Raw genomic sequence first — 22,854 nt, forward strand, 5'->3', positions numbered from 1 at the left:
ATGATATCACTTTAATTTATAAAGTCAAGAAATAAATGTAACATTTTTAAATAAAATATTTCTGTATAGAATTTTCTGAAAATTCAAGAATTTTCTTCTGTTCATTGCTTTTAAAATGTGCTATAATAGTAAAAACTGAAATGGGAGGGAATAAATGACTGAATTAGATAAACGTCACCGCAGTAGCATTTATGATAGTATGGTAAAATCACCAAACCGTGCCATGCTTCGTGCGACTGGTATGACAGATAAGGACTTTGAAACACCGATTGTTGGGGTAATTTCGACTTGGGCGGAAAATACGCCATGTAATATCCACTTGCATGATTTTGGGAAATTAGCTAAAGAAGGTGTCAAATCGGCAGGTGCTTGGCCTGTGCAGTTTGGGACTATCACTGTAGCGGACGGGATTGCTATGGGAACGCCTGGTATGCGCTTCTCTTTGACATCTCGTGATATCATTGCGGACTCAATCGAGGCGGCTATGGGAGGCCACAACGTGGATGCCTTCGTCGCTATCGGTGGTTGTGACAAGAACATGCCTGGTTCTATGATTGCCATTGCTAATATGGATATTCCAGCAATTTTCGCCTACGGTGGAACTATTGCACCGGGAAATCTTGATGGCAAAGACATCGACTTGGTTTCTGTTTTTGAGGGTATCGGAAAATGGAATCACGGTGACATGACAGCTGAGGACGTAAAACGTCTTGAATGTAATGCCTGTCCTGGCCCTGGTGGCTGTGGCGGTATGTATACTGCTAATACCATGGCGACTGCTATCGAAGTTCTCGGTATGAGTTTGCCAGGGTCTTCCTCTCACCCAGCTGAATCAGCTGATAAGAAAGAAGATATCGAAGCAGCAGGACGTGCTGTTGTTAAGATGCTGGAGCTCGGTCTCAAACCGTCAGATATCTTGACTCGTGAAGCCTTTGAAGATGCCATCACTGTAACTATGGCTCTCGGTGGTTCTACAAATGCCACTCTTCACTTGCTTGCCATTGCCCATGCTGCCAATGTTGACTTGTCTCTTGAGGACTTCAATACGATTCAAGAACGTGTGCCTCACTTGGCTGACTTGAAACCATCTGGTCAGTATGTCTTCCAAGACCTCTACGAAGTCGGTGGTGTGCCTGCGGTTATGAGATATCTCTTGGCGAATGGCTTCCTTCATGGCGACCGTATTACATGTACTGGTAAGACAGTCGCTGAGAACTTAGCTGACTTTGCAGACCTTACACCAGGTCAAAAAGTTATTATGCCACTTGAAAATCCAAAACGTGCGGATGGTCCGCTTATCATCTTGAACGGAAACCTTGCTCCTGACGGTGCGGTTGCCAAGGTATCAGGTGTTAAAGTGCGTCGTCACGTTGGGCCAGCTAAGGTCTTTGACTCAGAAGAAGATGCGATTCAGGCCGTTCTGACAGATGAAATCGTTGATGGCGATGTAGTCGTTGTTCGTTTCGTTGGACCTAAAGGTGGTCCTGGTATGCCTGAGATGCTGTCACTTTCATCAATGATTGTCGGTAAAGGTCAGGGAGACAAGGTCGCTCTCTTAACAGATGGCCGTTTCTCTGGCGGTACTTATGGTCTGGTTGTGGGACATATCGCCCCTGAAGCTCAGGATGGTGGACCAATTGCCTACCTCCGTACAGGTGATATCGTTACGGTTGACCAAGATACCAAAGAAATTTCCATGGCCGTATCCGAAGAAGAACTTGAAAAACGAAAAGCAGAAACAACCTTGCCACCACTTTATAGCCGTGGTGTCCTTGGTAAATATGCCCATATCGTATCATCTGCTTCACGCGGAGCCGTGACAGACTTCTGGAATATGGACAAGTCAGGTAAAAAATAAACTCAAAAAGCAAGCCAACTTCGGCTTGCTTTTTTTCATCTTTAAAAGATATTGACCTGCTTAACGAGGTGGTAGTCCAAGGGCAATGCGGCCGTAGCGACTGATTCGTGTGATTTTCCAAGCAGGCGACCAGGTAACTTCAACCTTGACATCTTCGATACCATCGATTTGTTTCAGACCTGCGACGATTTCGATAGGCAGGCTTTCGGCGCAATCACAGGCGGTGTCGGTGAAGGTCATGACAATCTTGCAGAGCCCAGTTTCATCCAGATTAATTTCATAAATCAGTCCTAGATTGTAAACATCCAATTCCACATCTGTATCAAAAACCTTCTCTAGTTTTTCGATAATTTGGTCTTGTAAGGCCAAAGCACGGTCATTGATTTTGATATCCTCTCTCATTATAGTCCCTCCACGTGATAAATATCCTCTATTTTCTCATAATTCTGACAATTTGGCAAGTTTTTGATGAATTTTCTGAAAAGACTCTCTTGAGATTTTCTTCTCTCACTGTTTTAATCCCTCTATTTATGGTAAAATAAGACTATTAAGTTTAAAGAGGATTCCCTATGAAATTACAAAAACCAAAAGGAACGCAGGATATCTTGCCTGCTGAATCTGCCAAATGGCAGTACGTTGAGGGCTTTGCCCGTGAGATTTTCAAGCGCTATAACTATGCAGAAGTGCGCACGCCTATTTTTGAGCATTACGAGGTCATCAGTCGCTCTGTCGGAGATACGACCGATATCGTAACCAAGGAAATGTATGATTTCTATGACAAGGGTGACCGCCATATCACCCTCCGTCCAGAAGGAACTGCGCCAGTTGTCCGTTCCTATGTGGAAAATAAACTCTTCGCCCCAGAAGTGCAAAAGCCAAGTAAGTTCTACTACATGGGACCTATGTTCCGCTATGAGCGTCCACAGGCAGGGCGTTTGCGCCAGTTCCATCAGATTGGTGTTGAGTGTTTTGGCTCTAGCAATCCAGCTACCGATGTGGAAACCATTGCTATGGCAGCCCATTTCTTGAAAGAAATCGGCATCCAAGGTGTCAAACTACACCTCAATACGCTTGGAAATCCTGAGAGCCGTGCGGCTTATCGTCAGGCCTTGATTGACTATTTGACACCGCTCAAGGAGACCTTGTCTAAGGATAGCCAACGTCGTTTGGAGGAAAATCCTCTCCGTGTCTTGGACTCTAAGGAAAAAGAAGACAAGGTGGCAGTGGAGAATGCGCCGTCTATCTTGGATTTCCTTGATGAAGAAAGCCAAGCTCATTTTGATGCTGTGCGTCAGATGTTGGAAAATCTTGGAGTAGACTACATCATCGATACCAATATGGTGCGTGGTTTGGACTACTACAACCACACCATTTTCGAGTTCATTACTGAGATTGAGGGCAATGACTTGACAGTTTGTGCGGGAGGTCGCTACGATGGCTTGGTTGCCTACTTTGGTGGTCCTGAAACTACTGGATTTGGTTTTGGACTTGGTGTAGAGCGCCTGCTTCTCATTCTTGAAAAGCAAGGTGTAGCCCTCCCTATCGAAAACGCCCTAGATGTCTATATCGCAGTCTTGGGTGAAGGAGCAAATGTCAAGGCCTTGGAATTAGTACAAGCTCTTCGCCAACAAGGATTCAAAGCAGAGCGTGATTATCTTAACCGTAAACTAAAAGCTCAGTTCAAGTCAGCCGATGTCTTTGCGTCTAAGACACTTATCACTCTAGGAGAGAGTGAAATCCAGACTAGAAAAGTCGTGGTTAAGAATAATCAAATTCGAAATGCTAAGAATAATTTTAATATCAACAAATACAAGGAAAAAGTAGAGGTGTCACTTGAGGCTATCAGCCAAAACTTCTCAGAAATCTTTGAAAAATTAGGCTTTTAATAGTAGATAAACTGGTCAGGACCTTACTCCTGACCTTTTTCTTTTGCAAAATGACAAAAATCATAAACTTTTTGACAAATATGCTTGTCAAAAAGAAAAAGATGTGTTACAATAAATTCAAGTTAAGAAATAGGAACCAGAAAGGAGCTATGATGTGGGTACTAGGATTTATACTATTTATGATTTTCTTTTATTCTAATGGTTCTAAAAAAATCAAGAAACTAGAGAATAAAATCAAAAAGCTTGAGCGAAAAGAGAAAGGAAATATAGAAATGTCAAGATTATTACAAGAATTGATTGGGGAAAAACCAACAATCGTTGGAGAATTATTTGGAACAAATAATTGGGAAGTTGTGGATGTTGATGAGGAATGGGTCAAGCTACGACGTGTAGATAATACGGGAAAAGAAAAATTCAAACTACAACGTATTGAGGATATCCAAACCGTTGAATTTGACGGAGAGTAGGTGTGTGACATGCAACTTAAAAATCGTTTAAAAGAGCTGCGGGCTCGCGATGGCCTCAATCAAACCGAACTAGCCAAGCTAGCAGAGGTTTCCAGACAGACCATTAGCCTATTAGAACGGGACGAATACACCCCATCCGTTGTGATTGCCTTGAAAATATCTCAGATTTTCAACGAAACAGTCGAATCGGTATTTCGCTTGGAGGAGGATGAGTGATGAACATGTATAGGGTGGTTTATTTTATGAGTGTTCTTGCCCTTATTGTGAATGCATTTGCTATGATTGGAACATTACTGGGTTGGTTCTATTTTGTTGAAAGTAAGTATTTGTTTTGGATTAACTTAGTCCTCTTGTCCATTTTCAATCGGTTGAAGAAAAAGGAGAAAAAGGAGAGAAATGATGAACAAGTATAAAGTGATTTATTATGTAGTTGCCATAGCTCTATTAGTCAGCGTATTTCTACTGATTGGGATGGACCTAGGCTGGTTTAGTCCCTATCAAAGTAACAAATTTGTTTGGGCCTATTTTGCCCTCATACCAGTAATTGAATGGATTGAAAAGAAATCAAAAAATCTAGCAAGTGAAAAAGGAGAATGAATATGAAAAAGAAAAAGAAACGTGTATTGTTATTTTTAATGGCTTTTATCTTGGGAGGCTTCTTGGGCATGTTTGCAGGGATGTTTCAGACCTATACCGAAAAACACGGAACCATTTTAGATGTCAAAACCGTGATTCCATGGATATCATCTATTTGCTTACTGTTAGGTTTCATTAGTATGTTTTTGACGTTCAATTTCTTAAAGAAAAGTAGAAAATTTCACTCCTTGTATCAAGAGGAAATGGACGATGATCTGAATGAAAGCTATTATGTACAAATGTATCGTAATCTCGAGTTTGGAACTATTGCTTTTAATAGTGCAGGCGTAGTGATTTTATTAGCTCTTTTCATCTCAGGTAGTGAAGTAGTTGTACTAAATATTAGCTATATAACCTTATCTCTTTCTTTTTTGGCATTAGTGATGATTTTCAGTGCTCAAAAATATCTATATAAAACCATTGCAATCGTTCGTCAGTTTGATTTGGAGTTTTTCTCAACTCCCAAGGATGTCTTAGAGTACGTAAATTCTTATGATGAAGGGGAGCGTCAGGCTAATTTGGAACAGAGTTTTCGAATTTTATTCCAATTAAATCAGTATGTCTTGCCGGGTCTCTACTTTTTGATCGATCTCTTTTCCTTACTGACAGGAGAGATTCAGTTACTAGCCTTCTTGCTTGTAGGAGCAATCCATATTTATATCAATGTGATGCAGTTACCTATGGTAAAACGTTATTTCAAATAAAGGAGTTTCTATGATTCGTGTTGAAAATGTAAGCAAAAGTTTTGGGAGCAAAAAAGCTCTTCACCAGATTTCTTTTGAGATTAAGGAGGGTGAAATCTTTGGTTTTCTTGGCCCTTCTGGCTCAGGTAAAACAACCATGATCAATGTCTTAACAGGTCAGTTGGCTGCAGATCAAGGTAACACAATTTTGTTAGGTAAGAATTCTCAAGATTTAACTTCAAATGATTTGGAACAAATCGGTATAGTTAGTGATGGCAGTGGTTTTTATGAAAAGATGAGTCTTTACAAAAATCTGCTCATTTACGCTAAGTTATATGGTCTCAAGTCAGATAGAGTAGTTCAGGTGCTCCAACAGGTTGGATTGGCAGATGCTAAAGATATTATCGCAGAAAAGTTATCTACAGGAATGAAACAACGAATGTTCTTGGCCCGTGCCCTTCTGAATGCTCCTAAGATTCTCTTTCTAGATGAGCCAACCAGTGGCTTAGACCCTACAACATCTAAGATGATTCATACCCTACTTCAAGAATTAAAGCAGGCGGGGACAACTATCTTTCTGACCACGCATGATATGAATGAAGCAACTCTGCTTTGTGATCGCTTATCTCTTTTGAATAAGGGTAACCTAATAGAGTATGGAAGTCCGCAAGATATCATCCAGAAGTACCATGTGGATAAGAAAGTACGTGTGGTTTATAATGATGGACGAGAACAGATCGTTCCATTTGAAGAATTACCACAATTAGACACGACAGATTTGATGGTGGTTCACTCTTGTGAGCCGACACTAGAAGAAATCTTTATCAGATTGACAGGAGAAAAGTTAGATGTTTAGAAAATTAAATGCCCTACTATGGTTAAGAGTGCAAGTTCTTATTAGCAATTCAACTTTGTTAGCGACTTTATTGATACCTTTTGGTATTGCTGTTTTATATAATGAATTTTTAAATAAGAATGGACAATTGAGCCTATTTTTACTATCTTCTAGCTTGACGATGGTCTTGAGCATGGGAAGTGGTTATATGGTATCGATTATGATGGCAGAAGATAAGGAAAAACGAAATCTTAAATCACTCATCCTAAGTGGTGTGACAGCAACAGAATATACTTTCAGTATGCTTGTTCTCCCTATTCTGATAATGTTACTTGCTATGATTGTACTTCCCATCTATCTTAGAGTAGATGTATCTGGTTATTTATTTGCTTACGTTATCTATTTGCTCCTAGCAACTATTAGTATTATTTTTCTCAACCTTCTAATCGGTGCGGTGTCAGATACTCAATCTAAAGCGCAAGTTTATAGTATCTTCCCTATGTTAATTGTCTCTTTTTTACCTATAATTGCTCTTCAAAATGATACGGCTCAGAAAGTGTTAGATTACTCGTTCGTCGGTCCTATTGTAAATCTTTTAAATAAAAAAGGTGGAGAAATATCTTTTTCTAACATCGGTATGTTACTTGCCTGGGTACTTGTATTAGGAATAGCAAACTTCTTTGTATTGAAAAATAGCTATAAAGCAAGATAGGAGTTATTTATGAAACTACTTAAAAACCTTGGCTGGTTTCTTCTAGCCATTCTATCCTTTTACTTTATCTATGGTCTGGTTCAGAGCATGGCTCTGTCAGCTCTTGGACTAGGGGCTTCAATCTTTGGAGTCTTACCACTTTATATCGCCCTGTCAGGAGCCTATGTTTATGGAGTTTACAGATGGTATCAGACAGAAAAGGTTAGCATCCAGACGACTGCTTTTAATCGTCATATCTGGTTGCCTACTCTGGTTTTGCTAGTGGCTATTACAGCCCAGTTCTTTTTACCAGAAGATCCGTCGGTCAGTCAACAAATCGTATCTCAACTGACAGTGGAACAGCCTGCATTTGGTTTCTTTATGGTGGTGGTCTTTGCTCCTTTGACGGAAGAACTTATCTTTAGAGGGATGTTAGCACGCTACCTCTTTCCTAAGCAGGACAATAGTAAACAAACTCTGATTTTTCTTCTGGTATCCAGTGTTCTGTTTGCCTTGATTCATTTCCCAGGTGATGTGCAACAATTTTTTGTCTATTTTAGCCTTGGTTTTAGTTTGGGCTTGGCTTATATTAGCAGAAAAGGTCTGGTCTACAGTATTTCTCTCCACGCTTTGAATAATTTAGTCGGCTTTTTGATGATTCTCATGCTATAATAGAGTCAGGAGGTCACATGAAACGAGTAATTTTATTAGCAGTGATTCAAGCAGTTGTTCTATTTTTCATCATTGGGGCGCTAGCTTATGCCTTTAAGGGCGATTTCTTCTACAACTATCTAGCAGTTGTCTTTGCCCCTATTGCAGGTGTCTTGCGCTTTGGGACAGCTTACACAACGGAAATTGTCTTGCCTCGAAAGGCAGCCGAAATTGCTGAAAAGCGTAAAGCAGGCAAAAATTCAAAATAAGAGAGTCCGGTGATATTTTCATCGGATTTTTGTATTGGCATTAATTTTTAGAGTCTTCACTTGATTTTTAAAGTCAGGCAAACTTTTCTGCTGATTTTCATGAAGAGCCTGCGCTTTTATGGTAAAATAGTAACAGAATAAAAGAGGAGAGAAAACATGAAACGTAGTATGTATGCTGGTCGTGTTCGTGAGGAACACATCGGACAAGAAATAACCTTGAAAGGATGGGTTGGCCGTCGTCGTGACCTTGGTGGTTTGATCTTTATCGATCTTCGTGACCGTGAAGGAATCATGCAGTTGGTTATCAACCCTGAAAAAGTATCTGCAGAGGTCATGGCAACAGCTGAAAGCCTTCGTAGCGAATTTGTCATCGAGGTGACAGGTCAGGTTGCTGCGCGTGAGCAAGCCAATGATAAGTTACCAACTGGTGCAGTTGAGTTAAACGTGACAGCTCTGACAGTGCTTAATACAGCTAAGACAACCCCATTTGAGATTAAGGATGGTATTGAGGCTAATGACGATACGCGTTTGCGTTACCGTTACCTTGACCTTCGTCGTCCAGAAATGTTGGAAAATCTTAAACTTCGTGCTAAGGTGACCCACTCTATCCGCAACTACTTGGATGAGTTGGAGTTTATCGACGTGGAGACACCATTCCTTTCTAAGTCAACGCCTGAAGGGGCGCGTGACTATTTGGTACCATCTCGTGTCAATAAAGGGCATTTTTATGCTCTTCCTCAAAGTCCACAAATCACGAAACAGCTCTTGATGAATGCTGGTTTTGACCGTTACTACCAAATCGTTAAATGTTTCCGTGACGAGGACTTGCGTGGTGACCGCCAGCCTGAGTTTACCCAGGTCGACTTGGAAACATCTTTCCTTACTGAGCAAGAAATCCAAGATATCACAGAAGGATTGATTGCGCGCGTGATGAAAGAAACTAAAGGCATCGAAGTGACGCTTCCATTCCCTCGTATGAAATATGATGATGCTATGGCTCTTTACGGTTCTGACAAGCCAGATACCCGTTTTGACATGTTGCTTCAGGACTTAACAGAAGTGGTTAAAGGTGTTGACTTCAAAGTCTTTTCAGAAGCACCTGCTGTAAAAGCAATTGTAGTCAAAGGCGCAGCGGACAACTACTCACGTAAAGACATCGACAAGATGACGGAAGTAGCCAAACAATATGGTGCCAAAGGTCTTGCTTGGGTCAAGGTGGTTGATGGAGAATTAAACGGACCAGTTGCTAAGTTCTTGACAGGCATCCAAGCAGAATTGACAACAGCGCTTGCTCTTGAAGATAAGGACTTGGTTCTCTTTGTGGCAGATACGCTTGAAGTGGCCAATGCAACACTCGGTGCCCTTCGTGGACGTATCGCCAAAGAGCTTGGATTGATTGATAATGATAAGTTCAACTTCCTTTGGGTAGTTGACTGGCCAATGTTTGAATGGTCTGAAGAAGAAGGTCGCTACATGAGCGCCCACCATCCGTTCACACTTCCACAGGAAGAGACTGCTCACGAATTAGAAGGTGATTTGGCTAAGGTTCGTGCCATTGCTTACGATATCGTCTTGAACGGTTATGAGCTTGGTGGTGGTAGTCTTCGTATCAACCAAAAAGACCTTCAAGAACGTATGTTCAAGGCTCTTGGTTTCTCAGCTGAAGAAGCAAATGACCAGTTTGGTTTCCTTCTTGAAGCCATGGACTATGGTTTCCCACCACATGGTGGCTTGGCTATCGGGCTTGACCGATTTGTCATGCTCTTAGCAGGAGAAGAAAATATCCGTGAAGTCATTGCCTTCCCTAAGAATAACAAGGCAACTGATCCAATGACACAAGCTCCTTCAACAGTAGCGCTCAAACAACTAGAGGAACTCAGCTTACAAGTAGAAGAAGATGAAACAAGCAAAACGAATTAAGCGGTGGCGCTATTATCTGCGCCGCTTTGCTCATCAGATAAAAATTTTACGTGTCTTACAAAGCATCTCTCGCGAAAAATATGATGAGAAGATTTCGGCCTCTCTGGTCTATGGTTTTTTATCAGCAGTAGCGGTCAATTTCTTTTTCCAACCGGGGCATGTGTATTCGAGTGGTGCGACAGGTCTGGCACAGATTATTTCTGCCTTGAGTAATCACTGGTTTGGTTTTCACATTCCGATTTCGCTGACCTTCTACGCCATTAATTTTCCCTTGATGGTCTTGGCTTGGTATCAGATTGGCCATAAGTTTACGATCTTTACCTTTATTACGGTTTCCATGAGTTCCTTCTTTATCCAGTTTGTCCCTGTGGCGACCTTAACGGAGGATCCCATTATCAATGCCCTTTTTGGGGGTGTTGTCATGGGCTTGGGGATTGGTTTCGCTCTTCGAAACAATATCTCAAGTGGTGGGACGGATATCGTCAGCCTAACCATTCGCAAGAAAACGGGTAAGAATGTCGGTAGTATTTCTTTCTTGGTAAATGGGACTATCATGCTGATAGCAGGTTTGACCTTTGGATGGAAATACGCTCTCTACTCTATGATTACTATCTTTGTCTCTAGCCGTGTGACAGACGCTGTCTTTACTAAGCAAAAACGCATGCAGGCTATGATTGTGACTAATCATCCAGAGAAGGTAATTGAAAAAATCCATAAAAAATTGCACCGCGGAGCGACCATGATCCACGATGCAGAAGGAACCTATAATCACGAAAGAAAGGCAGTTTTAATTACTGTCATTACACGTGCAGAGTTTAATGAATTTAAACAGATTATGAAACAGGTGGATCCAAGCGCCTTTGTCTCTGTATCTGAGAATGTTCATATTCTGGGACGATTCGTTGAAACAGAGAATTAGTAACCAAAAAAACCAGCGCGAGCTGGTTTTTATTTTTCGATAATTTTGTGGGCGATTAACTGACGGTAACAAATTTGTTTATTGCTTTTAGCATCGTTGATAATCTGGAGGATGGTTTCAAGAGAAACACGCCCCAGTTCTAGGCTATTGATATCAACATAGGCCGCCAAGTTGAGCTTAGGATTGACCGAGTCAAAGCTGAGAACAGGGACATCCAGTTGGTGCTTAGCAATATAGTCACAGACCCCTTCGGCTAGGAGGCTATCGGTTGTAATGATCGCATCAATCTGTGGGTCATGCTGAAAAAGGAGTTTACTAAATTGGTATCCTTTTTCTTCAAGGAATTCCGTTGCAAAATAGGTCAAATTTCCATCAATAGGAAGTTGGTATTGTTTGAGTGCTGACTCATAGCCTGTTAAACGGTCTTGCGTTACGAAGAGTCGCTTAGTTCCTCCAATAAAAGCAATTCGTTTGCAGCCTTTTTTGATGAAATATTCGGTTGCATCAAAACCAGCTTGGACATTGTCATTATCGACAAGAGGGATGAAGGGTGAAATGGATTTTCCTAGGATGAGGAAGGGGAACTGCTCATCAGCGACTAGCTTGACCAAGGGATCCTCCTCTTCGGCATAAAGGAAGATTAAACCATCCACACGTTTGCCGTAAACCATTTGTGAAATTGCTTTAAGGCGCTCTTTTTCATCTTTACCTGTTGCAATCTGAATAGCATAGTGGTTTTCAGAAGCGACTTGAGCGATACCACGGAGGACAGATGGGAAGAAAGGATTTTGATAGAAGGCGTCTGAGTCGTCAGGAAGGACCAAGCCGATAACTTGGGTATAACTGCTTACCAAACTACGAGCGTTGAGGTTGGGGTGGTAATTGAGCTCCTTCATAGCCTTGCGAACGCGTTTTTTTGTTTCGTCGCTAATGGTTGATTTATTTTGAATAACACGGGTTACGGTTGAAGGCGAAACACCAGCAGCCTTGGCCACATCTTTAATCGTAACGGGCATAAAAATCTCCTATTTATGGTAATCTGGATCACGGAAATGCGTTTTATAAAAGATAGTGACCAGATATAGAACAAAAAGAATGTTTTGTACAGTGATGAGGGTTGTCATATTTTGGCCAAATAATCCCAAAATAAGCGTAATCAGAGTTGGCAATCCTAAACAGTTCAAGATAAAATGGTAGCACTCTTTAAAGGTTCTAAATGAAAAGAGGCGTGATTTCTTAGTGATATAAAGAAGAAGACTAGCTCCTAGAGAGACAATAAAGAAATTCAAACCAAAGAGGAAGCTGGCACCGAGAACTAGGAAGAGACTGATATAGACACGATTCTGCTGGTACCAGTCTTTAGAAATTGCTTGGGTCAAGCTGTCCTTGCTTTTGAAACTCTCAGTCTCAATCGCTCGGTAAGAGATACGGGTCAGTTCCTTATTTTCCTTGCTGATGACCAGTTCTTTTGTATCGAAATGCAATTGCAGGTCCTTAGGTAATTCCTTGCTTTGACTTGGACCAATCACAACAGAAGGGGCTTGATTAGCTGTTCCTGTATAAGTTAATTTGCCATCAACAATTGCAGCATGTTCAGAGAGATCCTGGACAACCTCGTCTGTCAATGGTTCATAGACATTATCGATAAAGGTTTCTAGCGGATAAGTCTCCTGTGAGCTGTTTTGAATGGCAATAGGTACCATAGACAAGCTGATAAGGAAGATACTGGTAAAGAGAAGCTGAAACCAGTTGAGCCCGAAACGTTTGGACAGGGGCTTACGAAATCCCCAAATACTTGAAAAATAGGAAAATGGATATGGAAGCATAGGTATCTTTCTAAAAGGTGTTTTCTATATGAGTATTATATAGAGAAAAGTGCTTTATTTCAAGTCTAGGAGACAAATTGCTTGCTACAAGGATAGTTTTATAGTCACAAGCTCTAAAATGAAAAAGGGTGGCGGGGATATATTATCCCTTGTCGCCACCACTTGTAAGTCCTGAAACAAAGTTCTTTTGTAGGAAGAAGAAGAGAATACAGATTGGAAGTGCGATGAGGATAGCACCTGCTGAGAAGTAGGCAATCTTCAAGTTTTTCGCATTGTTAACGAAGGTTTGGAGACCTACGGCAACAGTAAAGTATTCTTTCTCACGAAGCAAGAAACTAGAGAGGATGTAGTCTCCGAAAGGTCCCATGAAGGCCCAGAGAGCTTGTACGGCAACCATTGGGCGAACAAGTGGAAGAACAATTTGCCAGAAGCGGCGGAAGTGTCCTGCACCGTCTAGTTTTGCAGATTCGTCTAGAGACATAGGTACTGTATCGAAGTAACCTTTCATGAGCCAAGCATTCATCGGGATACCTCCACCAACATAAAGGAAGATGAGGAACCAGCTGTGGTTAAGGGCGTTCAACATAAGTGCCATAACGAAGAAGGCTGTCAAAGCGGCCATGGTTGGCACCATTTGGATAATCAAGAAGAAGACCAAACTTTGTTTACGAGCCAAGAAGTTGTAACGGCTGTAGGCATAACCAGCAAGTACGATGATACTTGTTTGAACAACCATGGTAATCAAGGCGATAATCAAAGTGTTGAGGTACCAAGTACCGTACAAGGTTTCAGTGAAGAGCCCTTTAAAGTTATCAAAATTGAAGTCGATGTTAGTATCTAGTTTAAAGGCTGCGACGTTACCTGCCTTGAAGGCTGACATAATAGTAATTAACAATGGATAGATAATTACGACTGAGAGGCCAATCAAGTAGAGGTAAGTGAGGGTTTGAGTCAGTCTACGTTTGAGTTTGATTGAGTTATTCATCTTAGACGTCCTCCATATCAAATGCGTGTAGTTTCTTGAATGCGATCATAGAAATTGAGATGACAATGATAGAGATAATCAAGGTAACAGCTGCCGCCATTGAGTATTGAGGAGATGTACCTGTTGTCAAACGGTAGATCCATGAAATCAAGATATCGGTTGAACCAGCTCCACCTCCGACACTACCAGGTCCTCCACCATTGAAGAGGTACATGATAGAGAAGTTATTAAAGTTGAAGGTGTATTGGCTGATCAATGTTGGTGCCGCAACAGCCAAGATCATTGGGAAAGTGATGTTGCGGAATTTTTGCCAAGCATTGGCACCGTCAATATAAGCGGCTTCGTAAAGGTCGTTAGGAATAGATTGCAAGATACCCAAGGTCAAAACGTAGATGTATGGGAATCCAAGCCAACCTTGCATCATAATCAAGGCAATTTTTGTCCAAGTTGGATCTGTTTTCCAAGGAATAAGAGCACCATCAAGGAAAGGAAGGAATTTAGCCAAGATTGGCAAGACTTGAGTGTTGATGGCTCCGACACTATCGTTAAACATATTTGAGAATGTCAAGATAGTGATGAAAGCTGGAACAGCCCAAGGAAGAAGGAAAATAACACCAAAGATACGTTTTCCTTTGATAAATGGTTGGTTAGCAATGATAGCTGTGAAGATACCGATGACGATTTGTAAAGTTGAGGCAGCCAAAGCCCAGATGATAGTCCAAGAAAGAACGGCACCAAAGGCAGAACGGAAGGTACTCAAACTCCAGATGTTCGTAAAGTTGGTCAAACCAACCCAGTCCAACAATTTGTTTGGTGGCAAGTGTTGGAAGTCGTAGTTGGTAAAGGCAATCATCAAGGTTACGATAACTGGGAAGATAATCGCAAAAGTCATGGCAACATAAGATGGAATGATCAAGAGGTAAGGGAAGCCATTTTCATAAATCCCTTTGATCATGTCTTTGAGGGTACGTGGTACTGGAATTCCATTGTTAATACGTTTTGCGATTGTATGTGCATCTTTAATATTTGAGAAATAAAAGAGTACATAAACGACTACAAAGATTAAATGGAAGGCACCACGAATCAGCATGAAGAGGGAATTATCACGACCTGGCTTGTCACCAAGAGTGATGAGATTGCTTAATTCAGGGGATGCAAGTGCTAGGAAATAAAGGATAAATACAATGGTTACACCAAGAAAGATAAAACCTTTGGCTTTTTGTTTATTGTAAATCTGTCCTAACCCAGGAATGATAGACAGCAGGGCTGCTTTACTAGGTTGTTGCTTTTCCATAATAACTCCTTTCATAGGATACTGGTTTTCAATCAAAACCTAAACTATATATGTTTCTTATTGATAAATTCAAAGGGGGATTTGAATTCCACCCCCCTTGAACAAATTTTTTATTCACCAAATTTTTGTTTGATTGTTTCTTTGATCAATGTAACAGCGTCGTTAGCAGCTGTTTTCGCATCTTTCTTACCACTTACAGCATCAAAGAGCATAGTTTTCGCTGGATCCCAAACTGCAGACATTTGAGAGATGTTTGGCATTGGTTGAGCGTTCTTGAACTGTTTGATAACAGCTGTTGTCAACTCATCGTTTTTACCTTCAGCGTATGAACGAGCTTCAGTGTTAGCTGGGATTTCGTTAGTTTTATCGTAGAATGCTTTTTGTTGTTCAGTTGAAACTAGGAAGTCTACAAATTTTTGTGCGCCTTCAAGGTTCTTAGTGCTTGATGGGATGATCCAAGCTTTACCACCACCGAATGCTGCGTAATCTTTTCCGTTTGGAAGAGTTGGGATAGTAGCAACACCGTAGTTTACTTTAGCATCTTTGAATGCTTGAGCTTTCCAAGGTCCATCGATAATAGCAGCTGTTTTACCTTCTTGGAATTGAGTTTGGATCAAGTTTCCAGCACCTTCAGTATCTTGCATACCTTTAGGCCATTTTTCGTACCAAGATTTAGCGTAGTTGATACCTGCAATAGCACCGTCGTTTGCAAGACCGATGTCTTTAGAATCTTTACCGTTTTGTCCGAATACGTAAGCACCGTTACCAGCAAGGAGTCCGTATGCGTAGTAGAAGTTTGTCCAGTCAGCTAGGAAGGCAGTAGTTTTGCCATCTTCACCAGCGAAAGCGTATTTGCTGTCTTTAGCAAGGTTTTCTAAATCAGCAAAAGTTTTTGGAGCTTCTTTTACCAAGTCTTTGTTATAGTACAAAACGAGTGATTCGATAACAGCTGGAGCACCATAGACTTTACCGTCAGCAGCTGTTACAAGAGATTTAGTTTTATCATCTGTTTTAGCGCCGTCGCTCAATTTCACTTCTGAAAGTTGTCCGTCAGTACCAAGGCTACCTACACGGTCGTATGGAGCCATCATAACGTCAGGAGCTTGACCTGATTGGTTGTCAAGAGAAAGTTTGTCAAGACCACCCATTTGGTCACCAGATTTGATGTTAACTTTTGTTCCTGATTCTTTTTCATAAGCTTTAGCAACTGTTTCAGCATAAGCTTTGTATTGGTCTTCAACGTAAAGAGTGATTTCTTTGGCTTCAGATGAACCAGAATCAGCAGGCTTATCAGCAGTTTTGCTTCCGCAAGCTACCAAAAGCAAGCTAGCAAGTGTAGCAGTTCCAAGAACAGCAGCGCTCTTCATGAATTTAGATGACATAGTGTATTCCTCCTAAAGAATAACAAATTTTATAATGAGGAAACGCAAACGTTTTCCTTTACGGGACTAGTATAGCACAATCGGAAAGCGGTTGCAAGTGTTTTTTGTAAAAATTTTAAAAAAATTTCACGAAAAGGGTAAGCGTTTTATTTGTTTATAATAGTAGAAAATCAAAAAATTGCTTTTATTTTAAATTTTAAAAAAAGTTGAGAAAACGATTGCCTAATTTACAAATGGAAAGTAGAGAGGATTCTCACTTTATTTTTGCTTAATAAGATAAGTGAAACCCTTATTCCTATTTTGTTTGCTTCCTGAAAGAATATATATACGAGTAAGAAGAAAAAATTTTTTAAAAATAATCAAAAAAGTTATTTAAAACCGCTTGCATTTATCAAGAAAATAAGCTATACTAGTAATAGCGCAAACGTTTGCGTTCGTAAAAATGTAATATCTAACTATAAACACATGAGGTGCTTATTATGAAAAAACGTCAAAGTGGTGTGTTGATGCACATTTCTTCTCTTCCAGGAGCATACGGAATCGGATCATTTGGTCAAAGTGCTTATGACTTCGTTGATTTCTTGGTTCGTACTAAACAACGTTACTGGCAAATCCTTCCACTAGGAACAACTAGTTATGGAGATTCTCCTTACCAATCTTTCTCAGCCTTTGCAGGGAACACTCATTTTATCGATTTGGATATCTTGGTAGAGCAAGGCTTGTTGCAAGCAAGTGACCTTGAAGGAGTTGACTTTGGTAGCGATGCGTCTGAAGTTGATTATGCGAAAATCTACTATGCACGTCGTCCTCTTTTAGAAAAAGCGGTAAAACGTTTCTTGGAAGTAGGAGATGTTAAAGATTTTGAGAAATTTGCTCAAGACAACCAATCATGGCTTGAACTCTTTGCAGAGTATATGGCTATCAAAGAGCATTTTGACAATCTTGCTTGGACTGAATGGCCAGATGCTGATGCTCGTGCTCGTAAAGCTTCAGCGCTTGAAAGCTACCGTAAGCAATTGGCAGACAAGTTGGTTTACCACCGTGTGACTCAATACTTCTTCTTCCAACAATGGTTGAAATTGAAAGCTTACGCGAACGACAACCACATCGAAATCGTTGGGGACATGCCAATCTATGTAGCGGAAGATTCAAGCGATATGTGGGCAAATCCACATCTCTTTAAGACAGATGTCAACGGTAAGGCGACTTGCATCGCAGGATGCCCACCAGATGAATTTTCTGCAACTGGTCAGCTTTGGGGTAATCCAATCTATGACTGGGAAGCAATGGACAAAGACGGTTACAAATGGTGGATTGAGCGCTTGCGTGAAAGCTTCAAAATCTACGACATCGTTCGTATCGACCACTTCCGTGGTTTCGAATCTTACTGGGAAATCCCTGCTGGTTCCGATACAGCAGCACCTGGTGAGTGGGTCAAAGGTCCTGGCTACAAGCTTTTTGCAGCTGTTAAGGAAGAACTTGGTGAGCTAAACATCATCGCAGAAGACCTTGGCTTCATGACTGATGAAGTTATCGAATTACGTGAACGTACTGGGTTCCCAGGAATGAAGATTCTTCAATTTGCTTTCAACCCAGAAGATGAAAGTATCGATAGCCCACACTTGGCACCTGCTAACTCAGTTATGTACACAGGAACACACGATAACAATACGGTCCTTGGTTGGTACCGTAACGAGATCGATGATGCGACTCGTGAGTACATGGCTCGCTATACTAACCGTAAAGAATACGAAACAGTGCCACACGCTATGCTTCGCACAGTCTTTTCATCAGTTAGCTTCATGGCAATTGCAACCATGCAAGATTTGCTAGAATTGGATGAGGCAGCTCGTATGAACTTCCCATCTACCCTTGGTGGAAACTGGTCTTGGCGTATGACTGAAGATCAATTGACACCAGCTGTCGAGGAAGGCTTGCTTGACTTGACAACAATCTATCGCCGAATCAATGAAAATTTGGTAGATTTAAAGAAATAATACAATATCAGGAGACACCTTAAACATGTTATCACTACAAGAATTTGTACAAAATCGTTACAATAAAGCCATTGCAGAATGTAGCAATGAAGAGCTTTACCTTGCTCTTCTTAACTACAGCAAGCTTGCTAGCAGCCAAAAACCAGTTAACACTGGTAAGAAAAAAGTTTACTACATCTCAGCTGAGTTCTTGATTGGTAAACTCTTGTCAAACAACTTGATCAACCTTGGTCTTTACGACGATGTTAAAAAAGAACTTGCTGCTGCAGGTAAAGACTTGATCGAAGTTGAAGAAGTTGAATTGGAACCATCTCTTGGTAATGGTGGTTTGGGACGTTTGGCTGCTTGCTTTATCGACTCAATTGCGACTCTTGGTTTGAATGGTGACGGTGTTGGTCTTAACTACCACTTTGGTCTTTTCCAACAAGTTCTTAAAAACAACCAACAAGAAACAATTCCAAATGCATGGTTGACAGAGCAAAACTGGTTGGTTCGCTCAAGCCGTAGCTACCAAGTACCATTTGCAGACTTTACTTTGACATCAACTCTTTATGATATTGATGTTCCTGGTTACAAGACAGAAACGAAGAACCGCTTGCGTTTGTTTGACTTGGATTCAGTTGATTCTTCTATTATTAAAGACGGTATCAGCTTTGACAAGACAGATATCGCTCGCAACTTGACTCTCTTCCTTTACCCAGATGATAGTGACCGTCAAGGTGAATTGCTCCGTATCTTCCAACAATACTTCATGGTTTCAAACGGTGCGCAATTGATCATCGACGAAGCAATCGAAAAAGGAAGCAACTTGCATGACCTTGCTGACTACGCAGTTGTCCAAATCAACGATACTCACCCATCAATGGTTATCCCTGAATTGATCCGTCTTTTGACTGCACGTGGTATCGAGCTTGACGAAGCAATCTCAATCGTTCGTAGCATGACTGCCTACACTAACCACACAATCCTTGCTGAAGCGCTTGAAAAATGGCCTCTTGAATTCTTGCAAGAAGTGGTTCCTCACTTGGTACCAATCATCGAAGAATTGGACCGTCGCGTGAAAGCAGAATACAAAGATCCAGCTGTTCAAATCATCGATGAGAGCGGACGTGTTCACATGGCTCACATGGATATCCACTACGGATACAGCGTTAACGGGGTTGCAGCACTTCATACTGAAATCTTGAAGAACTCTGAGTTGAAAGCCTTCTACGACCTTTACCCAGAAAAATTCAACAACAAAACAAACGGTATCACTTTCCGTCGTTGGCTTATGCATGCTAACCCAAGCTTGTCTCACTACTTGGATGAGATTCTTGGAGAAGGTTGGCACCATGAAGCAGATGAGCTTGAAAAACTTTTGTCTTATGAAGACAAAGCAGCTGTCAAAGAAAAATTGGAAAGCATCAAGGCTCACAACAAACGTAAATTGGCTCGTCACTTGAAAGAACACCAAGGTGTGGAAATCAATCCAAACTCTATCTTTGATATTCAAATCAAACGTCTTCACGAGTACAAACGCCAACAAATGAACGCTTTGTACGTAATCCACAAATACCTTGACATCAAAGCTGGTAACATCCCTGCTCGCCCAATCACAATCTTCTTTGGTGGTAAAGCAGCTCCAGCCTACACAATTGCTCAAGACATCATCCACTTGATCCTTTGCATGTCAGAAGTTATTGCTAACGATCCAGCAGTAGCTCCACACTTGCAAGTAGTTATGGTTGAAAACTACAACGTTACTGCAGCAAGCTTCCTTATCCCAGCATGTGATATCTCAGAACAAATCTCACTTGCTTCTAAAGAAGCTTCAGGTACTGGTAACATGAAATTCATGTTGAACGGAGCTTTGACTCTTGGTACTATGGACGGTGCCAATGTGGAAATCGCTGAGTTGGTTGGCGACGAAAACATCTACATCTTTGGTGAAGATTCAGAAACTGTTATCGACCTTTACGCAAAAGCAGCTTACAAATCAAGCGAATTCTATGCTCGTAAAGCTATCAAACCATTGGTTGACTTCATCGTTAGCGATGCAGTTCTTGCAGCTGGAAACAAAGAGCGCTTGGAACGTCTTTACAATGAATTGATTAACAAAGACTGGTTCATGACTCTTCTTGATTTGGAAGACTACATCAAAGTCAAAGAGCAAATGTTGGCTGACTACGAAGACCGTGACGCATGGTTGGATAAAGTTATCGTTAACATTTCTAAAGCAGGATTCTTCTCATCTGACCGTACAATCGCTCAGTATAATGAAGATATCTGGCACTTGAACTAAGATACAAGATTTATACTAATACACTTTCATATAAAGCGAATTTCGATTGAAATTCGCTTTTTTTGAATACTTGAGTAGAAATAAACCTCAGATACTTTATTGAAATGGGGCACTTATATAAGATAGTTGCTTAAAACTATTCGTTATAATTATTTTTTCTGAAAATTGTAGGAAAGTGTGTTAAAATGGAAACGTATACAAGTAGTTGTTTGAATATCAAATTAGAATTTGAAGAGGCTTATTATGAGTAATTTAGAAATAGGGAAACGGATTCGTACTTTACGGACTGAAAAAGGACTGAGTAGAGAAGCCTTTTGTGGAGATGAAAAAGAACTTACTGTTCGTCAGTTGGGTCGAATTGAAACAGGAAATAACTTGCCCAGTTTAGCGAAACTAGATTATATAGCTGGAGTGCTAGGAATTCCGATGTCTCAGTTAATTGATGAAGGCATGATAATTGTTCCCAAAGAGTATTTAAAGCTAAAAACGAAGTTGATTCGTCAATCTATTCATGGAGATGAAGAAAAAATCCACCAACGTGAGGCTATCTTTGAAGATATTCAGGAACATTTTTATGATCAACTCCCTGAGGATGAGCAAGTAGCAGTTGAGGTTCTACAAGCTATTGATGATGTATATGTTTCCGAAAATGTTGAATTTGGAGAGGGCTTGATTGAGGAATATTTCAATCAAACTTTGCTACAAACGGAGTATTCTGTAAATGATTTATTGATCTTATATTTATATTTTTTATCAAATGCTATTAGTTTTAAACGAAATGATGACGTTTTAAAAAAAGTAAGAAATAACATCGTGACCATAATTGACTGTTCAGATAATACTTACATGCATCTGTTACAAAGAGTATTAATTGCAATAGTGTTGTATCAATTGAGGAACGAATACTACGAAGAGATCTCCGTCATTTTTAGTTTTCTAAGAGAAATTATGATGGAAATTCAAGATTCAAACTTAAAACCAACGGTAGACTACTTTGAGGCTAAATATTACTTATATGGAGAAAAAGATAAAGAAAAAGCCCTGCAATACTATGAAAAAGCTATCAGTGGAGCAGAATTTTTTAATGATATAAATTTCAAAAATCGAGTGATAGAGGAGATGAAAGAAGAGTTTCCAGATATGTAAAAAACTCTTTGTTCATTGTGGGGGTGGCTGATAAGCAGTCTAAGTAGCTTTTCAGTAAGAATTTAATATATTTGAAGTAATAGTTGATAACAAATAGTCATAACTACTTTTATTTTTTGTGTGCAAAAGTCTATTGATAGAGGAATGAGATGAAAAATTTAGAAATAGGAAAACGAATTCGTACCTTACGGACTGAAAAAGGCTTGAGTAGGGAAGCCTTTTGTGGAGATGAAAAAGAACTTACTGTTCGTCAGTTGGGCCGAATTGAAACAGGAAATAACTTGCCCAGTTTAGCTAAACTAGACTATATAGCTGGAGTGTTAGGGGTTCCGATATCTCAGTTAATTGATGAAGGCTTACTAATTGTTCCTAAAGAGTATTTAAAATTAAAAACGAAGTTGATTCGTCAATCTATTCATGGCGATGAAGAAAAAATCCGCCAACGTGAAGCTATCTTTGAAGAAATTCAGGAACGTTTTTATGACCAACTTCCTGAAGATGAGCAAGTAGCAGTTGAGGTTCTACAAGCTATTGATGATGTATATGTTTCTGAAAATGCCGAATTTGGAGAAGGTTTAATTGAGGAATATTTTGAACAAACAATGTTACGAACAGAATATTCGACAAATGATCTACTGATATTGTACTTATATTTTTTATCTCTAGCTGTTAAATCAGAACGAGATGAAATAACTTTAAAAAAAGTTTGTCTAAATATTGTATCTCAAACAAACTATGATGATACAAACTATATTCACTTGCTTCAAAGGGTACTAATAGGTTTAGTACTTTATCAGCTTGACATCGATTATCATGAATTTATACCTGAAATATTGAGTATGTTAAGAGAAATTATGATTGACATCGGTGATACTAGTTTAAAACCAACTGTAGACTTCATTGAAGCAAAATATTACTTATACGGAGAAAAAGATAAAGAAAAAGCCCTGCAATACTATGAAAAAGCTATCAATGGGGCAGAATTTTTGAATGACATAAATTTTAAAAATCGAGTGATAGAGGAAAAAAATAAGGATTTTCCATAATTTCAATTTAAAAACAGGACATAAATGTCAGTGGACATTTATGTCCTGTTTTTTTACTCTCGTAAGGGATATACTGTTA

General features: G+C 40.1%; 23 protein-coding genes. 17 read left to right on the forward strand and 6 right to left on the reverse strand.

The features are described from left to right. Positions 1-154: 154 nt before the first annotated feature. Positions 155-1,858: a dihydroxy-acid dehydratase gene (gene ilvD, locus D8837_RS01590; RefSeq protein WP_000137346.1), complete on the forward strand. Its 1,704-nt coding sequence runs from the start codon at positions 155-157 to the stop codon at positions 1,856-1,858. A 60-nt stretch (positions 1,859-1,918) separates the two neighbouring features. Here the strand turns inward: ilvD and D8837_RS01595 are convergent, their stop codons facing one another. Next, positions 1,919-2,260, reverse strand: coding sequence for a metal-sulfur cluster assembly factor (locus tag D8837_RS01595; protein WP_061425783.1), 342 nt, complete (start codon positions 2,258-2,260; stop codon positions 1,919-1,921). A gap of 167 nt (positions 2,261-2,427) precedes the next feature. On the opposite strand from D8837_RS01595, the gene hisS reads away from it, so the two are divergent. From hisS to D8837_RS01655, 12 genes are all read left to right on the forward strand, one after another. Then, entirely contained in the window at positions 2,428-3,744 is a 1,317-nt protein-coding gene (gene hisS / locus D8837_RS01600; RefSeq protein ID WP_125386725.1) for a histidine--tRNA ligase, read from the forward strand. Further along, a complete protein-coding gene (locus D8837_RS01605; RefSeq protein WP_125386724.1) occupies positions 3,744-4,211 on the forward strand; it encodes a hypothetical protein in 468 nt (155 codons plus the stop codon). Before hisS ends, D8837_RS01605 begins: the two co-directional genes overlap by 1 nt. 9 nt (positions 4,212-4,220) lie before the next feature. Further along, entirely contained in the window at positions 4,221-4,427 is a 207-nt protein-coding gene (locus tag D8837_RS01610; RefSeq protein WP_001176233.1) for a helix-turn-helix transcriptional regulator, read from the forward strand. After that, positions 4,427-4,624: a hypothetical protein gene (locus D8837_RS01615; RefSeq protein WP_125386723.1), complete on the forward strand. Its 198-nt coding sequence runs from the start codon at positions 4,427-4,429 to the stop codon at positions 4,622-4,624. Before D8837_RS01610 ends, D8837_RS01615 begins: the two co-directional genes overlap by 1 nt. Further along, on the forward strand, positions 4,611-4,808 hold the full coding sequence (locus D8837_RS01620) for a hypothetical protein (RefSeq protein ID WP_185755636.1): 198 nt from the start codon (positions 4,611-4,613) through the stop codon (positions 4,806-4,808). Before D8837_RS01615 ends, D8837_RS01620 begins: the two co-directional genes overlap by 14 nt. Positions 4,809-4,810: 2 nt before the next feature. Then, positions 4,811-5,551 carry a DUF3169 family protein gene (locus D8837_RS01625; protein ID WP_185755637.1) on the forward strand — a complete coding sequence of 247 codons (741 nt, stop codon included), beginning with the start codon at positions 4,811-4,813 and terminating at the stop codon, positions 5,549-5,551. Positions 5,552-5,561: 10 nt separating this feature from the next. After that, the gene (locus D8837_RS01630; protein ID WP_125386720.1) at positions 5,562-6,386 is read left to right on the forward strand and encodes an ABC transporter ATP-binding protein; all 825 of its coding nucleotides are present in this window, start codon (positions 5,562-5,564) and stop codon (positions 6,384-6,386) included. Beyond that, complete coding sequence (locus D8837_RS01635; RefSeq protein ID WP_125386719.1) at positions 6,379-7,077, forward strand: ABC transporter permease; 699 nt, start codon at positions 6,379-6,381, stop codon at positions 7,075-7,077. Before D8837_RS01630 ends, D8837_RS01635 begins: the two co-directional genes overlap by 8 nt. Positions 7,078-7,086: 9 nt before the next feature. Next, positions 7,087-7,728, forward strand: a complete 642-nt coding sequence (locus D8837_RS01640) for a CPBP family intramembrane glutamic endopeptidase (protein WP_125386718.1) — start codon at positions 7,087-7,089, stop codon at positions 7,726-7,728. Positions 7,729-7,745: 17 nt separating this feature from the next. Continuing rightward, on the forward strand, positions 7,746-7,976 hold the full coding sequence (locus D8837_RS01645) for a hypothetical protein (protein WP_000832184.1): 231 nt from the start codon (positions 7,746-7,748) through the stop codon (positions 7,974-7,976). 156 nt (positions 7,977-8,132) lie between these two features. Further along, a complete protein-coding gene (aspS, locus tag D8837_RS01650) occupies positions 8,133-9,896 on the forward strand; it encodes an aspartate--tRNA ligase (RefSeq protein ID WP_084887285.1) in 1,764 nt (587 codons plus the stop codon). Next, entirely contained in the window at positions 9,874-10,815 is a 942-nt protein-coding gene (locus D8837_RS01655) for a YitT family protein (RefSeq protein WP_125455980.1), read from the forward strand. Before aspS ends, D8837_RS01655 begins: the two co-directional genes overlap by 23 nt. A 29-nt stretch (positions 10,816-10,844) precedes the next feature. On the opposite strand, the gene D8837_RS01660 is transcribed toward D8837_RS01655, so the two are convergent. From D8837_RS01660 to D8837_RS01680, 5 genes are all read right to left on the reverse strand, one after another. Further along, complete coding sequence (locus D8837_RS01660; RefSeq protein ID WP_024057519.1) at positions 10,845-11,831, reverse strand: LacI family DNA-binding transcriptional regulator; 987 nt, start codon at positions 11,829-11,831, stop codon at positions 10,845-10,847. 9 nt (positions 11,832-11,840) lie between these two features. Then, the gene (locus D8837_RS01665; protein ID WP_125455981.1) at positions 11,841-12,641 is read right to left on the reverse strand and encodes a DUF1189 domain-containing protein; all 801 of its coding nucleotides are present in this window, start codon (positions 12,639-12,641) and stop codon (positions 11,841-11,843) included. 142 nt (positions 12,642-12,783) lie between these two features. Continuing rightward, positions 12,784-13,626 carry a sugar ABC transporter permease gene (locus D8837_RS01670; protein ID WP_004249658.1) on the reverse strand — a complete coding sequence of 281 codons (843 nt, stop codon included), beginning with the start codon at positions 13,624-13,626 and terminating at the stop codon, positions 12,784-12,786. 1 nt (position 13,627) lies between these two features. Continuing rightward, positions 13,628-14,920: a carbohydrate ABC transporter permease gene (locus D8837_RS01675; RefSeq protein WP_185755638.1), complete on the reverse strand. Its 1,293-nt coding sequence runs from the start codon at positions 14,918-14,920 to the stop codon at positions 13,628-13,630. 110 nt (positions 14,921-15,030) lie between these two features. Beyond that, complete coding sequence (locus tag D8837_RS01680; RefSeq protein WP_125455983.1) at positions 15,031-16,302, reverse strand: extracellular solute-binding protein; 1,272 nt, start codon at positions 16,300-16,302, stop codon at positions 15,031-15,033. A 479-nt stretch (positions 16,303-16,781) separates the two neighbouring features. On the opposite strand from D8837_RS01680, the gene malQ reads away from it, so the two are divergent. The 4 genes from malQ (at position 16,782) to D8837_RS01700 (ending at position 22,775) form a co-directional block, all read left to right on the forward strand. After that, entirely contained in the window at positions 16,782-18,299 is a 1,518-nt protein-coding gene (gene malQ, locus D8837_RS01685; protein WP_125455984.1) for a 4-alpha-glucanotransferase, read from the forward strand. 25 nt (positions 18,300-18,324) lie between these two features. After that, positions 18,325-20,583: a glycogen/starch/alpha-glucan family phosphorylase gene (gene glgP / locus D8837_RS01690; RefSeq protein WP_125455985.1), complete on the forward strand. Its 2,259-nt coding sequence runs from the start codon at positions 18,325-18,327 to the stop codon at positions 20,581-20,583. A gap of 243 nt (positions 20,584-20,826) precedes the next feature. Further along, positions 20,827-21,729: a helix-turn-helix domain-containing protein gene (locus D8837_RS01695; protein WP_125455986.1), complete on the forward strand. Its 903-nt coding sequence runs from the start codon at positions 20,827-20,829 to the stop codon at positions 21,727-21,729. Positions 21,730-21,878: 149 nt separating this feature from the next. Further along, positions 21,879-22,775, forward strand: a complete 897-nt coding sequence (locus D8837_RS01700; RefSeq protein WP_125455987.1) for a helix-turn-helix domain-containing protein — start codon at positions 21,879-21,881, stop codon at positions 22,773-22,775. Positions 22,776-22,854 lie beyond the last annotated feature (79 nt).

The organism is Streptococcus mitis (genome assembly GCF_003942965.1).
Classification (GTDB): domain Bacteria; phylum Bacillota; class Bacilli; order Lactobacillales; family Streptococcaceae; genus Streptococcus; species Streptococcus mitis_BH.

Excerpts from the sequence above, each read along its gene's own strand:
- ilvD (WP_000137346.1), top strand. The coding sequence starts at position 155 with ATGACTGAATTAGATAAACGTCACCGCAGTAGCATTTATGATAGTATG.
- D8837_RS01595 (WP_061425783.1), bottom strand. The coding sequence starts at position 2,260 with ATGAGAGAGGATATCAAAATCAATGACCGTGCTTTGGCCTTACAAGAC.
- hisS (WP_125386725.1), top strand. The coding sequence starts at position 2,428 with ATGAAATTACAAAAACCAAAAGGAACGCAGGATATCTTGCCTGCTGAA.
- D8837_RS01610 (WP_001176233.1), top strand. The coding sequence starts at position 4,221 with ATGCAACTTAAAAATCGTTTAAAAGAGCTGCGGGCTCGCGATGGCCTC.
- D8837_RS01615 (WP_125386723.1), top strand. The coding sequence starts at position 4,427 with ATGAACATGTATAGGGTGGTTTATTTTATGAGTGTTCTTGCCCTTATT.
- D8837_RS01620 (WP_185755636.1), top strand. The coding sequence starts at position 4,611 with ATGAACAAGTATAAAGTGATTTATTATGTAGTTGCCATAGCTCTATTA.
- D8837_RS01625 (WP_185755637.1), top strand. The coding sequence starts at position 4,811 with ATGAAAAAGAAAAAGAAACGTGTATTGTTATTTTTAATGGCTTTTATC.
- D8837_RS01630 (WP_125386720.1), top strand. The coding sequence starts at position 5,562 with ATGATTCGTGTTGAAAATGTAAGCAAAAGTTTTGGGAGCAAAAAAGCT.
- D8837_RS01635 (WP_125386719.1), top strand. The coding sequence starts at position 6,379 with ATGTTTAGAAAATTAAATGCCCTACTATGGTTAAGAGTGCAAGTTCTT.
- D8837_RS01640 (WP_125386718.1), top strand. The coding sequence starts at position 7,087 with ATGAAACTACTTAAAAACCTTGGCTGGTTTCTTCTAGCCATTCTATCC.
- D8837_RS01645 (WP_000832184.1), top strand. The coding sequence starts at position 7,746 with ATGAAACGAGTAATTTTATTAGCAGTGATTCAAGCAGTTGTTCTATTT.
- aspS (WP_084887285.1), top strand. The coding sequence starts at position 8,133 with ATGAAACGTAGTATGTATGCTGGTCGTGTTCGTGAGGAACACATCGGA.
- D8837_RS01655 (WP_125455980.1), top strand. The coding sequence starts at position 9,874 with ATGAAACAAGCAAAACGAATTAAGCGGTGGCGCTATTATCTGCGCCGC.
- D8837_RS01660 (WP_024057519.1), bottom strand. The coding sequence starts at position 11,831 with ATGCCCGTTACGATTAAAGATGTGGCCAAGGCTGCTGGTGTTTCGCCT.
- D8837_RS01665 (WP_125455981.1), bottom strand. The coding sequence starts at position 12,641 with ATGCTTCCATATCCATTTTCCTATTTTTCAAGTATTTGGGGATTTCGT.
- D8837_RS01670 (WP_004249658.1), bottom strand. The coding sequence starts at position 13,626 with ATGAATAACTCAATCAAACTCAAACGTAGACTGACTCAAACCCTCACT.
- D8837_RS01675 (WP_185755638.1), bottom strand. The coding sequence starts at position 14,920 with ATGGAAAAGCAACAACCTAGTAAAGCAGCCCTGCTGTCTATCATTCCT.
- D8837_RS01680 (WP_125455983.1), bottom strand. The coding sequence starts at position 16,302 with ATGTCATCTAAATTCATGAAGAGCGCTGCTGTTCTTGGAACTGCTACA.
- malQ (WP_125455984.1), top strand. The coding sequence starts at position 16,782 with ATGAAAAAACGTCAAAGTGGTGTGTTGATGCACATTTCTTCTCTTCCA.
- glgP (WP_125455985.1), top strand. The coding sequence starts at position 18,325 with ATGTTATCACTACAAGAATTTGTACAAAATCGTTACAATAAAGCCATT.
- D8837_RS01695 (WP_125455986.1), top strand. The coding sequence starts at position 20,827 with ATGAGTAATTTAGAAATAGGGAAACGGATTCGTACTTTACGGACTGAA.
- D8837_RS01700 (WP_125455987.1), top strand. The coding sequence starts at position 21,879 with ATGAAAAATTTAGAAATAGGAAAACGAATTCGTACCTTACGGACTGAA.